Origin of the sequence: Arenibacterium halophilum (assembly GCF_005938225.1) — a bacterium.
GTDB classification, from domain to species: domain Bacteria; phylum Pseudomonadota; class Alphaproteobacteria; order Rhodobacterales; family Rhodobacteraceae; genus Arenibacterium; species Arenibacterium halophilum.
Genome location: NZ_VCPC01000002.1, coordinates 374438 through 387777, shown reverse-complemented (window position 1 = coordinate 387777; position 13340 = coordinate 374438). Strand labels below are relative to the sequence as shown.

At 63.3% G+C, this 13340-nt stretch carries 14 protein-coding genes; 5 read left to right on the top strand and 9 right to left on the bottom strand.

The window, feature by feature from the left end; genetic code table 11:
* Positions 1–54 precede the first annotated feature (54 nt).
* Complete coding sequence (locus FGK64_RS08635; RefSeq protein WP_246057712.1) at positions 55–813, bottom strand: FG-GAP repeat domain-containing protein; 759 nt, start codon at positions 811–813, stop codon at positions 55–57.
* Entirely contained in the window at positions 813–1136 is a 324-nt protein-coding gene (locus FGK64_RS08630) for a 2Fe-2S iron-sulfur cluster-binding protein (RefSeq protein ID WP_138863412.1), read from the bottom strand. Before FGK64_RS08630 ends, FGK64_RS08635 begins: the two co-directional genes overlap by 1 nt.
* 126 nt (positions 1137–1262) lie before the next feature.
* Here FGK64_RS08630 and FGK64_RS08625 point away from each other — a divergent pair, with 126 nt between their 5' ends.
* From FGK64_RS08625 to FGK64_RS08615, 3 genes are all read left to right on the top strand, one after another.
* Positions 1263–1667 (top strand): OB-fold nucleic acid binding domain-containing protein, encoded by a 405-nt coding sequence (locus FGK64_RS08625; RefSeq protein WP_246057711.1) that lies wholly within the window; start codon positions 1263–1265, stop codon positions 1665–1667.
* A gap of 33 nt (positions 1668–1700) precedes the next feature.
* Positions 1701–2255, top strand: a complete 555-nt coding sequence (locus FGK64_RS08620; RefSeq protein WP_171054018.1) for a peptidoglycan-binding domain-containing protein — start codon at positions 1701–1703, stop codon at positions 2253–2255.
* A 63-nt stretch (positions 2256–2318) separates the two neighbouring features.
* Positions 2319–2993, top strand: a complete 675-nt coding sequence (locus FGK64_RS08615; protein ID WP_138863410.1) for a Crp/Fnr family transcriptional regulator — start codon at positions 2319–2321, stop codon at positions 2991–2993.
* Positions 2994–3449: 456 nt separating this feature from the next.
* On the opposite strand, the gene FGK64_RS08610 is transcribed toward FGK64_RS08615, so the two are convergent.
* The 6 genes from FGK64_RS08610 to rpiA form a co-directional block, all read right to left on the bottom strand.
* Complete coding sequence (locus tag FGK64_RS08610) at positions 3450–4931, bottom strand: DegQ family serine endoprotease (protein WP_138863409.1); 1482 nt, start codon at positions 4929–4931, stop codon at positions 3450–3452.
* Positions 4932–5080: 149 nt separating this feature from the next.
* Positions 5081–5278 (bottom strand): DUF2065 domain-containing protein, encoded by a 198-nt coding sequence (locus FGK64_RS08605; protein WP_342773944.1) that lies wholly within the window; start codon positions 5276–5278, stop codon positions 5081–5083.
* On the bottom strand, positions 5275–6294 hold the full coding sequence (hflC, locus tag FGK64_RS08600) for a protease modulator HflC (protein WP_138863408.1): 1020 nt from the start codon (positions 6292–6294) through the stop codon (positions 5275–5277). The genes FGK64_RS08605 and hflC overlap by 4 nt, the downstream gene beginning before the upstream one ends.
* Positions 6294–7472: an FtsH protease activity modulator HflK gene (gene hflK, locus FGK64_RS08595; protein WP_138863407.1), complete on the bottom strand. Its 1179-nt coding sequence runs from the start codon at positions 7470–7472 to the stop codon at positions 6294–6296. The genes hflC and hflK overlap by 1 nt, the downstream gene beginning before the upstream one ends.
* Positions 7473–7556: 84 nt before the next feature.
* Positions 7557–8915, bottom strand: coding sequence for a glutathione-disulfide reductase (gene gor, locus FGK64_RS08590; protein ID WP_138863406.1), 1359 nt, complete (start codon positions 8913–8915; stop codon positions 7557–7559).
* Positions 8916–8990: 75 nt separating this feature from the next.
* Positions 8991–9779 (bottom strand): ribose-5-phosphate isomerase RpiA, encoded by a 789-nt coding sequence (rpiA, locus tag FGK64_RS08585; protein WP_138863405.1) that lies wholly within the window; start codon positions 9777–9779, stop codon positions 8991–8993.
* Positions 9780–10077: 298 nt separating this feature from the next.
* Between rpiA and FGK64_RS08580 the strand changes: the two genes are divergently transcribed.
* Positions 10078–11451, top strand: coding sequence for an L-serine ammonia-lyase (locus FGK64_RS08580; RefSeq protein ID WP_138863404.1), 1374 nt, complete (start codon positions 10078–10080; stop codon positions 11449–11451).
* Between the two features lie 222 nt (positions 11452–11673).
* Positions 11674–12612, top strand: a complete 939-nt coding sequence (locus FGK64_RS08575; protein WP_138863403.1) for a DMT family transporter — start codon at positions 11674–11676, stop codon at positions 12610–12612.
* Here FGK64_RS08575 and FGK64_RS08570 read toward each other — a convergent pair.
* Positions 12578–13258 (bottom strand): thiamine diphosphokinase, encoded by a 681-nt coding sequence (locus FGK64_RS08570; protein WP_138863402.1) that lies wholly within the window; start codon positions 13256–13258, stop codon positions 12578–12580. The two genes, FGK64_RS08575 and FGK64_RS08570, sit on opposite strands and share 35 nt — an antisense overlap.
* Positions 13259–13340: the final 82 nt, after the last annotated feature.

The following is a 13340-nucleotide window of genomic DNA, read 5'->3' as shown; positions in this document are numbered from 1 at the left end:
GCTGCGCGGACTCCCCCGGGATATTTGGCCCCAAAGAACAGGTTGGGGCTGCGATCAGCCTTGGTGTCGGCACATCAGGGCAGCCGCTAGCGACTCTCGCCCGATGTAGGGCCCGATATCCTTTTGCATAAGGCGGTTTCCCACCAGACGTATTGCCAGAACGCGGCGCCAATCGGCTGAGGCGACGATCATTTCTGGCGTGCCTGTACAGGGGCGGATGCCACCCCCGATTTCCGGATCGCCGATCCGGTGATTGGTGACACCATCCAGCGTGGCGATTTCATGCAATGCGCCCTTGCGAAACTGCCAGATGCGCAGGGTCCGGCGCAGGTGGGGCCTGTCGACATAGGCAAGTTCGGGACTGCCATCGCCGTTCAGATCAGCCACCCCGACCGGGGCGAGCCAGCGGTTGGCCTGGCCGATATAGGGCGTTGCTGCGATTGGGGCACCGGGGGCGTTCGGGTCGTAGACGACAACCCGGGCTCCCTCTGTATAGCTGGACTGCACCAGCCAGACCTCTGGCTGGCCATCGCCGGTGATATCGTCGAAGCGGGGGATCACATCTTCGAAGATGTGGCCGGGGTGCGAGATGTCGGTGATCTTCCCACCGCGCGCGATGCGCAGGGTGGACCATTCGGGCGTGTCTCCCAGCACATCGTGGCCATAACGCGGCCAGCCGTCCTGCCGGTGCAGGCAGGCGGTGAAGCCCGGTTCTGTCGGAGAGGTCGCGCAGGCCGCGTGGGCCTGCGGCGCGAGAGCAGCCAGCGCCAAGGCCAGCAGGCAGCCGCGAAAACGCGGCCGCGCGCGGCGCATCAGATCTGTTTTTCCGGCATTTGCACGACCAGCCCGTCCAGATCGTCGCTGACGCGCAGCTGGCAGGTCAGCCGCGAACGGGCGGAATCGGGTTCGAACGCAAAATCGAGCATGTCTTCTTCCATGTCTTCCTTTGCCGGAAGTTTTTCGACCCAGGCCGGATCAACATAGACATGGCAGGTGGAACAGGCGCAAGCACCGCCGCAATCGGCTTCGATGCCGGGAATGTTGTTGTCACGCGCGCCTTCCATCACCGTCAGGCCGTTGGGGACATCCACTTCGTGGCGGGTGCCGTTATGCTCGATATAGGTGATTTTCGCCATTGGCGCAGGCTCCTTGCGATCATTCCGGCGGAGTCTTAGCCAAGCGGTCCGGGCGATGCCAGCCCATTTTTATCGCGGGATTTATCGTGCTGGACACATGTTGCCTTTGTTCGCTAAATGTTCCTTATGCCCTTGCCACGTCCCGATACACACTGGCCGCGCCCGCCGGCCTGCCTGCCTGCCAATCGGCTTGAGGCGCCCCCTGACGGCGCGCGCGTTGCGGTGGCGGGTCTGGTGATCCTGCGCCAGCGCCCTGGCACCGCCAAGGGGGTGATTTTCGTGACGCTCGAGGATGAAACCGGCGTGGTAAACGTGATCGTCTGGCGCGGCATCTATGAACGCTTTCGCCGCGCGGTGATTTCCGGACGGATGCTGCGGGTGACGGGGCGGGTGCAGCGCGCCCATGAGGTGACCCATGTGATTGCCGAACGCATCGAGGACATGTCACCCCTGCTGGACCGGCTGCTGAGCGACGACGCTGACGTGGTGCGCGCGATGGAAGACTTTGCGCAGGCCGCTGATCCGGGGTAGTCTCCCGCCACGCCCGCAAGAGGCAGATCGAGCATGACACAATTCCCCCGCCGCGCGGACGGCCCGACACCCCTCGCCCGGCTTGCGGCGCTGGGTCTTCTGATGGTTGCGCTGTCGGCCTGCGACACTGTGACGGAAGGCGACTCTCGCGCCTTTGGTGACGGCACCGCCGCGCCACCGGGTGCGGCGCCCGGCACTTGCTGGGGCCGCAACGTGACGCCTGCGGTGATCGAAACCGTGACCCAACAGGTGATGATGCAGCCGGCCGAGGTTCTGGCCGACGGAACGGTACAGCGTCCGGCGCTGTTCAAGACGGAAACGCTGCAGCGGATCGTGACGCCCCGGCGCGAGACCTGGTTTGAAACCCCCTGCCCCGCGCAGATGACTCCCGAGTTGGTCATGTCGCTGCAGCGTGCGCTGGCCGCGCGCGGGCAGTATCATGGCAGCGCTCATGGCGAGATGGACAGGGGCACACGTGCCGCGGTGCGCCGCTACCAGGCGGACCAAGGTCTTGATTCGGGGGTGTTGTCGCTGACTGCGGCGCGCAAGCTGGGGTTGATCGCCCTGCCCCGGCCTGACGCCGAGTAACCCAAAACACTTGTGCCGATGGCACGCTTTGCTAGTCTGCGCGCAACCAGCGGGACAGGCAAGATGACGGCAGACAAACTCCCCAAGACCGGATTTCTGTCAGAGGCGTCGGACGCCCTGAAAGACATGCTCGATTCCCTGTCGACCGAGGTCCGGCTGGACACGGGCGACATGCTGTTCGAGCAGGGTGACGCCGCGCGCGAGCTCTACGCGGTGGTCAGCGGATCGCTGGATGTCAGCGTGCTGTCGCTGGACGGGCGCAAGCTGGCGCTGAACGTGATGCGGCCCGGGGCGCTGTTCGGGGAAATCGCGCTGTTCGATCCGGGCGAGCGCACGGCCACGGTCACCGCGCTGGAACCCAGCACCGTACGGCGCGTGCGCTATGACGATGTGCTGGTGCAAATCCGCAAGACGCCCGATCTGGCGATCGACCTGATCCATCTGGCCGGGCAGCGGATGCGCTGGATGGACCGGCAGTTGAACGAACAGGTGTTTCTGCCGATGCCCTCGCGGCTGGCGCGCAAGATCCTGTATCTGACCGAGCGGCCCGATGGCGGCACCGCCACGCTAAGCCTGAGCCAGGCCGAGTTGGCCGAATTCGTCGGGGCCACGCGCGAGGCAGTGTCGAAGACGCTGTCGGGGTGGAAACGCCTTGGTGTGATCGATTCGGCGCGCGGTGCGTTGGCGGTCAAGGATCGCAGCGCCTTGCAGATGCTGGCCGACCCCGACCAGATCTGAAGTTTTTCGCCCCTTGTCGCATTTTCCCGTTCCTGTGTGACATGGTTCACAGTCGCGCCGCACGCGGGCTGGCATAACAGGGGCATAGGGTCGCCATCCCATCCCAAAGCCGGTGGCCCGACAGAGGGAAAGCACCGTGGCATATGTCCTCCCCAGAACGTAGCGAAGGGTTGTTTCACACCCTTGGTGCCAGACCAGATCGGCCTTGTCCGGGCGTTCCGGGCCACACCCGTCCCACGGCCTTGCGGCCGGACAGGGCCAACCTGCCTCCGATTTAGGGGCGCAGATTAAAGAGTAGCCGGCGGTAACATTCGGCACAGTAAGGGAAGCGCGTTCTACGCTTCGGGTACGAGTTTAAGACGGTTCAAATTTCAGAACGACAAAGGCCATGTGCACCGCACATGGCCTTTATTTTTTGATTTGCCCGGGGGCGGGACCGCCCGCGGGCGGATGCTGTTATTCGTCTTCTAGGGCCAGCGCCACGAAGCGGGGTTCGCCTGCGCGCCGCACCAGCAGCAGCAGCGATTTGCGCCCGGCGTCGCGCGCTTCTTCGATGCGGTCATCCAGATCGGACAGGCGTGTCACTTTCTGCTGACCGGCTTCGGTGATCACGTCACCTGCGCGCAGGCCCTTTTCAAAAGCCTGGCTGGCTTCGTCGACCGCTGTCACCACGATGCCTTCGGTGCCCGAGGGCACGTTCAGTTCGGCGCGCTGATCTTCGGTCAGCGGGGTCAGGGTAAGACCCAGAACCGATTTCTCGGCCTCTTCGGTTTCGCCCGGCTGGGCAACCGGCACGGCACGCTCGGCCTCTTCGCGGCGGCCGAGGGTCACCAGAATGGTCTTGGTTTCACCTTCGCGGTTCACAACGATACGAACCGATTTGCCAACCGTGGTATTGCCCACCTGGCGCACCAGGCCGCGCGTATCGGTAACATCGACCCCGTCGAATGCGGTGATCACATCGCCCGACAGCAGGCCGGCATCCTTGGCCGGACCATCCGGCACATCGGTGACCAGCGCGCCCGAGGCACTGGCAAGACCCATCGCCTCGGCCACGTCATCGGTCACGTCCTGGATGCGCACACCCAGCCAGCCGCGACGGGTTTCGCCGAATTCCTTCAGCTGATCCACCACGCGCGACACCACGTTCGACGCCATCGAGAACCCGATCCCGATCGAGCCGCCGTTGGGCGACAGGATCGCGGTGTTCACGCCGATCACCTCGCCATCCATGTTGAACAGCGGCCCGCCCGAGTTGCCCCGGTTGATGGCGGCATCAGTCTGGATGTAATCGTCATAAGTGCCGGAAAGCGCCCGGTTGCGGGCCGAAACGATGCCCGCGCTGACGGAAAAGCCCTGCCCCAGCGGGTTGCCCATGGCGATAACCCAGTCACCCACAAGCGCCTGATCGCTGTCGCCGAACTGAACGAAGGGCAGTGGGCTGTCGGTTTCGACCTTCAGCAGAGCGATATCGGTGTTCGGATCGGTTCCGACAACTTCGGCCGGAAGCTCTTTGCCCGAGAAGAATTCGATGGTGATTTCGTCGGCACCATCAATGACGTGGTTGTTGGTAACAACAAAGCCATCTTCCGAAATGACGAACCCCGAGCCCAGCGCCGAAGATTTACGCGGACGCCGGCCTTCGCCGTTGTTGTTGTTGCGATCCTGAAATTCGCGGAAGAAATCCTCGAACGGGGATCCTTCGGGCACCATGCCCTGCGGGCCGGTGCGGCCTTCGACCGTGGTCGAGGTGGTGATGTTGACCACCGAGGGGCTGATCTTTTCAGCCAGCGGCGCAAGGCTTTCAGGGCGCGCCTGCGCCGTGATCGTCTGGGCCGCGACAAGCGCCAGCGTGAGAAGGGTCAGCAGCGCAAGCCGGATGCGTGCCGCCGTCCAATCCACCTGCGCCCGCGCAATGGTGACTGCCTGTGATTGCAATGGAGTTCTCCTTGTCGATATCGCGCCACCGGGTCAAAACCGCCAAGGCGCCTGCATCTGAGGCCAATGTAGTCGCTGAGCGGTTGGCCGCAAACACTGTTGCACCGTTTCAAGGTTATGTGAAATTGTCTTGATCTTTGGTGAACGGATCAAAGGCCCAGCGCATTTGCCAGCCATAATAGCATGGCACCGGTCACCATACCAAGCAGCCCGGCCTGCCGACGCGCCGGCAGCGGAAGATCGCGCAGCATCGCAAGCATCCGTTCCAAAAAAGAAGGGGCCAGTGCCCAGACCAGCCCCTCCACCAAAAATACCAGCCCGAGGGCCAGGCACAGGTATGCGATCAATTCGATCCGTCCGACGCCGGTGCGGGCGTATCGGTTGCGGCCGAATCAGTCGTATCTTCTGTTGTCGCAGGTGCCGGAGCAGCCTGCGGCGCGGCCTCTACAGCGCCAGCCGCAGACGATTGCTGCGACGATTGCTGCGCGGCGGGCCGCACACCCGACGGCGATTTGAGATAATTGAAGAATTCGGAATCCGGCGACAGGATCATCGAGGTATTCCCGCCCTTCAACGCCCGGCTGTAGGCTGTCAGCGAGCGATAGAATTCAAAGAACTCTTCGTCCGCACCGAAGGCTTCGGCAAAGATGTTGTTGCGCAGCGCGTCGGCTTCGCCTCGGACGATCTCGGCCTCGCGTTGCGCCTCGGACACCAGCTCGACCACGGTGCGGTCGGCCTGCGCGCGAATACGCTGCGCCGCCTCGTTGCCGCGGGCGCGTTCATCGGTCGCCTCGCGCTCCCGCTCAGCCCGCATCCGGTCGAAGGTGGCTGCAAGGTTCTGCGTGGGCAGATCGGTCGACTGCAAGCGCACGTCGATGATATCGACGCCCAGCGCCCGCGCGGCGGCAATCGCGCTGTTGCGAATGCGCAGCATCAGGGCCGCCCGGTCCGAGCTGAGGATATCGTTCGACGTCACCGAGCCCAGCACCTCGCGGGTTTCTGCCCGCAGGATCGAATCAAGCCGGCTTTCAGCGGCAGCGATTCCCCCGGCACCAACCGCCTGACGGAAGCGGATCACATCAGAAATCCGATAGCGCGCGAAGGCGTCGACCACGAGACGACGATCGTCCAGCGGAGTCACCTCGAGCGGTTCGATGTCGCGGCTCAGGATCCGGTCGTCATAGCGCACGACCTGCTGGAACAGCGGAATCTTGAAGGCCAGCCCCGGCTCTTCTTTCACGTCAACCACGCGGCCGAATTGCAGAACCAGAGCACGTTCGCGTTCGTCGACGATGAACATCGACGACAGCGCAACGGCAATCGCCACCACCACGACGGGCAGGATGAAGGTTGTCTTGCGCATCAGTTCGTCCCCCCGGTGTTGCCCGACCGGTTGCGGCCCAGTTCATTCAGCGGCAGGTAGGGCACAACACCCTGCCCTGCACCGCCCACGTCATCATCAAGGATCACTTTGTCGATGTCGCCCAGCACCTGTTCCATCGTTTCCAGATACAGGCGTTTGCGGGTGACCTCGGGTGCCTTGCTATATTCCTCCAGCACGGCGCTGAAACGGCTGGCCTCACCCTGCGCTTCGTTCACGACGCGCGCGCGATAGCCCTCGGCCTCTTCCATGATCTGCGCCGCTTCGCCGCGCGCCTCTGCCAGCACCTTGTTGGCATAGGCATCGGCCACGTTGCGCGAGCGGTCGCGCTCCTGCTCGGCCGCCTGCACGTCGCGGAAGGCGTCGATCACCGATTGCGGCGGATCGGCACGGTCAAAGTTCACACGAATGATGTTCACGCCACTGTCATAGGCATCCAGCGTGGTCTGGATCAGGTCGTGCAGCTGGTCGGCAATCACGCCCCGGTCGCGGTTCAGGATCGGCGCAAGGTTCGACTGGGCGATGATTTCGCGCATGGCCGATTCCGACACAGCCCGGATCGTCGGGCGCGGATCGCGCAGGTTGAACAGGAATTCCGCCGGATCGTTGATGTTCCAGACGACCTGGAAATCAATATCAACCACGTTTTCATCGCCGGTCAGCATCAGCCCGGCATCGCTGCCGCGCTGGCCTGTGCCGATATCTTCGGTCTGTTCGCGGGTTACTGCCAATTTCTCATAGGTCACGAGCGGCCAGGGCGCAAAGTTCAGGCCCGGTTCTCCCGTGGCATGATAACGGCCCAGAAACAGCTCTACCGATTTTTCCTCGGGCTTCACGGTGTACACGCTGGCCAGCGCCCAAAGCGCAACGCCCGCCACAACGGCCAAGCCGACGGTGCCGCGCGTGAACAGCGGACCGCCACCGCCCCGGCGCGATCCACCACCAGAGCCGTTGCCACCACGACCGCCCATCAGTACCCGCAGCTGCTCCTGACCCTTTTTCACAAGGTCGTCGATTTCCGGTATCTGTGATCCGCCTTCAGGACGGCGCCCGCCGCCACCGTTGCGATCTCCGCCACCGTTACCACCGTTGTTGCCGCGATTGCCGCCTCCGCCGGAAGAGCCTCCGCCCCCCCAGGGGCCGCCACTGTTGCCCGCCATACTATCCTATCCCTCTCTTGCCACCTGTCCCGGAGAACCCGGCTTCGGCAGTTCGCATCAAACTGTGCGCAACGCTTGCGAAATTCAAGTTGTCCGCACAGGTGCTTTCATCGTCACGATTTCTTCGGCCATGGTGGGGTGAACCGCCACGGTCCGGTCAAAATCCTCTTTTGTCGCGCCCATTTTGACCGCGATGCCCGCCAGCTGGATCATGTCGCCCGCGTCAGGCGCGACGATATGGCACCCCAGAACACGGCGCGTTGCCTTGCTGACAACCAGCTTCATCAGCACTTTTTCCTCGCCCCCGGCAAAGCTGCTTTGCATGGGCCGGAAACTGGTCGAGTACACCTCGATCGGTTCTTGCTTTGCTGCCTCGGCCTCGGTCAGACCAATGGTGCCCAGTTCAGGCTGAGTGAAGACTGCGCTTGGGATCAGATCATGGTCGACCGGCGTGGGGTTGCCCTTGAACACGGTTTCCACAAACGCCATGCCTTCGCGGATCGCAACCGGCGTCAGGTTCACCCGGTCGGTCACATCGCCGATGGCATAGATAGACGGGATCGCCGTCTGGCTATAGGCGTCAACCTCGATCGCGCCGTTCTTCGCCAACTTGACACCCACCTCTTCCAGCCCCAGCCCGGCGGTATTGGGCGACCGGCCTGTGGCAAACATCACCTTGTCGAAATGGTGGATTTTCCCTTCAGTGTCATCGACCTGAATGCCCTCGCCATCACGCCGCATCGCGGCGACATTGATCCCGGTCAGCAGCGTCACCCCCTGATCGCGCAGCGATTGCGCCACCATTTCGCGCGCCTCGTCATCGAACCCGCGCAGGATCTGCTCGCCCCGGTAGAACTGTGTCACCTGGACGCCCAGCCGCGCCATTACGCCCGCGAATTCGCAGGCAATGAACCCTCCGCCCACGATCAGCATCGATTTCGGCAAAGCATCCAGATGAAAAATCTCGTTCGAGGTGATCGCCAGCTCGGCCCCCGGAATCTCGGCCAGCGTCGGCCAGCCACCCACCGCGATAAGGATATGCTTGGCCGTCTTCACCTCGCCGGTGGACAGCTGCACCGTATGGGCATCCTTGACCACGGCGCGCGCGTCAAAGGTTTCAACACCCGCATTCGCCAGCAAGCGACGATAAATGCCTTCCAGCCGGTCCAGTTCGGCATGCAGCTTGCCGCGAAACGCCAGCCAGTCGAAGCCGACGGCCTGCATGTCCCAGCCATAGCTGCGCGCCTCTTCCGCCATGCGGCCATAACCCGACGCGAACACCATCAGTTTTTTCGGCACGCACCCTCGGATCACGCAGGTCCCGCCATAGCGATCCTCTTCCGCCAGCGCCACGCGCGCCCCGGTGTCACCCGCCGCAACCCGCGCGGCGCGCACGCCGCCCGAACCGCCGCCAATCACGAAGAGGTCATAGTCGAATGTCATCGCGTCTTCTTTCCTGGTCACAAGGTCAAAGGGGCCCACCAAATGGCCGCCCCTTCGAAAATCCGGCCTATGGCCCTAGTCCGCCAGATCGCCGAACAGGTTGTCGCCCTCGACAAAATCCATCTTGTCGTGCTGCACCGTGCCTTCGTTGATATCGCGCAGCTCGACGCGGCCATCGCCAAAGCCCAGCACCACAACGTCACAGATATCTATGAAAAGCCCGTTTTCAACGACCCCCGGCATCTGGTTCAACACCAGCGCCAGCTGACGCGGATTGCCGATCCGGTTCAGATGCAGGTCAAGGATATGGTTGCCCTCGTCCGTGATGAACGGCTGCGACCCGTTCATCCGCAGGGTCGAGCTGCGCCCCAGCACGTCCATGGAAATCAACGTTTCCTCGATCAGCGCCTGCGTGGTCTTCCAGCCAAAGGGCACCACCTCGACCGGCAGCGGAAAGGCCCCCAGAGTCTCGACCTCCTTGCCCGCATCGGCAATCACGATCATCTGGTCCGACGCGGTCGCCACGATCTTCTCCTGCAACAGCGCGCCGCCGCCGCCCTTGATCAGGTTCAGCTGCCCGTCGAATTCGTCGGCCCCGTCAATCGTCACATCCAGCCAGCGCGCCTCGTCCAGCGTGATCACCTCGATCCCCACTTCGCGCGCCAGCTCGGCCGTCCGGGTCGATGTCGGCACGCCCTTGATGCGCAACCCGTTGTCGCGCACCATCTCGCCAAGGCAGCGTACCAGCCAGGCCGCGGTCGATCCGGTGCCAAGCCCCACGCGCATCCCGTCCTCGACGAAATCGGCCGCACGTCTGGCGGCCACGAACTTGGCCTTGTCGATGGGCGACAATTCTCCGGTCATGTCAGTGACTCCCGATGGTTTTGCGGGGTTATAGGCGAAGCATCCCCAGGGGGCGAGAGCCGATTTGCCCCTCCCGGGCCGCCAATGCGGGGCGTTATGTCACGCTGCGCCCATCGCACGCGCCCTGCTTCATTATTCCACAAATACTCAATCAGGCCTCCGTTTCAGCCCCAGAGCCCAAGGATTCGCGCAGACACTTCAGTTTTCGTGCAAAACATGTCGCCTTTGACCACAGCGGCAGACAGACAACCGGCTATCTGCTAGGCAAAGCCCACCCCGAACAGGACGCCACCCAGCCATGTTCCTTTCTGTTTTCGATATGTTCAAGGTGGGCATCGGCCCCTCCTCCTCGCACACCATGGGGCCAATGGTGGCCGCCGCACGGTTTCTTGACCGGGTGCGCGCCGCGCCCTTCCATGTCGCCGGTCTGCGCGCTTCGCTGCACGGCAGCCTTGCCTTCACGGGTGTCGGCCACGCGACCGACCGCGCAACCATCCTGGGCCTGGCCGGGTTTCAGCCCGAAACCTACGACGCAGACCGCGCCGAAGACGTCTTGGCACAGAACCGCGAAACAAAAACCCTGTCACCCGAGGGCCTTGGCGATCTGCACTTCGATCCCACCCGCGATCTGCTGTTCGACTATGACACGCCCCTGACCGGCCACGCCAACGGGATGATCCTGATGGCCACCGATGCCCAGGGCGACGTGCTGCTGCAACAGGTCTATTATTCGGTCGGCGGCGGCTTTGTAATGACCGAGGAAGAGCTTGCCGCCGGAAAAGACACCGACGAAGGCGCCCCCGTCCCCTTCCCCTTCAAAAGCGCGGCCGAAATGCTTGAGATGTCGGCAGAATCCGGCAAGTCCATCGCCGCGATGAAACGCGCCAACGAAATCTCGCGCGACGGAGCCACCAATCTCGCCCGCGGTTCGGCGCGCATCTGGCAGGTGATGAACGACTGCATCGACCGGGGCCTGACCACCGATGGCACTCTGCCCGGTGGTCTCAACGTGCGGCGCCGCGCCAAGGCGATTCATGATGCGCTTCTGGCCGAACGCGGCTTGAATATCACCCCCCCGCATACGATCAACGACTGGATGAGTGCCTACGCCATGGCGGTGAACGAGGAAAACGCCGCCGGAGGCCAGGTCGTCACCGCCCCCACCAATGGCGCCGCCGGCGTGGTGCCTGCCGTGATCCGCTATTGGCTCGATCACGTGCCCGGCGCAAGCGCCACAAAGGTCGAGGATTTCCTGCTGACGGCGGCGGCCATCGGCGGTCTCGTCAAATACAATGCCTCGATCAGCGGCGCCGAAGCCGGGTGCCAGGCCGAAGTCGGCAGCGCCTCGGCCATGGCTGCCGCAGGGCTTTGCGCCGTGATGGGCGGCACGCCGGAACAGGTCGAAAACGCGGCCGAAATCGCGCTGGAACATCACCTCGGCATGACCTGCGATCCGGTCAAGGGACTGGTGCAGGTGCCCTGCATCGAACGCAATGGGCTGGGCGCCATCAAGGCCGTCAGCGCCGCCAGCCTCGCCTTGCGGGGCGATGGCACCCATCTTGTTCCGCTGGACGCCTGCATCGAAACCATGCGCCAGACCGGCGCGGACATGAGCGAGAAATACAAGGAAACCTCGCTCGGCGGCCTCGCCGTCAACGTCCCGAACTGCTGAAGCAAGTTGTTCGCGCTGACGCGCGATGCCTCCGGCGGGGATATTTATCGCCCAAAGAAGCAGGGGGTTCGCTCCCACTTCATTATTCCCGAAATACTCCGGGGGAGTCCCGAAGGGATGGGGGCAGAGCCCCCCCACTTGTATCGTTGCCGCCTCCCGGCGCTCGCGACAGCCCGCCTTTCCCGGCTTGCCGCCAGCGCCGTTCGTTCCTAGTGTCCGCGCATGACACAGGACAGGCCCGCATTGGGCATCATCCTCATGCTTGGGTTCTGCGTACTGGCGCCGCTTGGCGATTCCATTGCAAAGCTGCTGGGCCCGCAAATCCCGCTTGGGCAATTGCTGTTCGTGCGGTTTGCGATACAGGCGCTCTTGTTGCTCCCGCTGGTCTGGATGACCGCGCGGCCCTGGCGGGCCTCGGGCCACGTTCTGTGGCTGATCGTGCTTCGCACGCTGTTGCACATTGCAGGCATTGGCGCGATGTTCACCGCGCTGGTGCACCTGCCGCTTGCCGATGCCATCGCCATCGCCTTTGTCATGCCTTTCCTGATGCTGTTGCTGGGAAAATTCGTACTGGGCGAAGAAGTCGGCGTGCGGCGGCTTGGCGCCTGCGTGGTCGGATTCATCGGCACGCTTCTGGTGATCCAGCCCAGTTTCGCCGAGGTCGGCTGGCCCGCGCTTTGGCCGCTTGCCGTCGCGGTGACCTTTGCGCTGTTCATGCTGGTCACACGCCGGATTGCCAAGGAAACCGACCCTATCGCCTTGCAGGCCGTCAGCGGCGTGATCGCCAGTGCAATTCTGTTTCCCGCGCTGCTCTGGGGACATCAGGCCGGTATCCCTGCCCTGTCGGTTACCTTCGACATTTCCGATACATGGTGGCTGTTGGCCGCCATCGGCATTCTTGGCACCTGCGCGCACCTGCTCATGACATGGTCGCTGCGCTTTGCGCCCTCGGCCACGTTGGCGCCGATGCAATATCTCGAGATCCCTGTCGCCACGGCCTTTGGCTGGCTGATCTTTCGCGATTTCCCCGATCAACTGGCCGCGATCGGTATTCTGGTGACGATGGCCTCTGGGCTTTACGTGATCCTGCGGGAACACCGGATGGCCCGCCAGTCGGATGCCGAAGTTATCGCCGGTCAGCCGCACCCGCCCGAGATCTGAGCGTCTCGGCGACATTTGCCAGCCGCGCCCTTGGAACAAGCGCGATCATGCCCGGGGCGTCCATGCAAATCTCGACAGGCCCCGTCGCGCGGTTTGACGTGCCGATGCGCGCGCCAGGCGCAAAGGCCAGCCCGTCGATGGGCCACTCCAAACCAGCCGAGCGCCCCGTCACCGGGGCCAGCGGAAACAGCGACACCACGTCGTTTCGCTCTAGGTTCAGGGTAATCCGGGATGGAAGATGAAAGGCTACCTCATGCGCACCAAGCAGAACGCAGGGAAGATGGTGCAGCCGCGCCAAGGCGTTCAGCGCTGCAAGCTGATGATCCAACCGTTTGCCAAGAAACCCGATTCCCACGATCAGATCGGCCTGAAGCCGTGTCAGCACCTTTTCAAAGTCGGTGCTGTCCTGTTCGCCGACATGATGCATCCGGTCTGGTGGAATGCGCGCGCGGTCCGTGGCGTCAAGCGAATCGAAATCGCCGATCACCATATCCGGCAGGCGTCCTGCAGCCAGAACCACGGCCGCGCCGCCGTCGGCCGCAACGATCGACGGAGCAAGGACCAGCGCCTCGGACAGATCGGTTGCGCCGATGGCCCCGCCACCAACAACCGTTATCGCCGGAAAATCATTAAGTATTTTGTTCATCTCGCCGAATTTAATGGCATTTTTGGAAAGTCATCACAATCTCGCCACGAAATGATACGTTCAGTTTCACAGATTCGGGCCG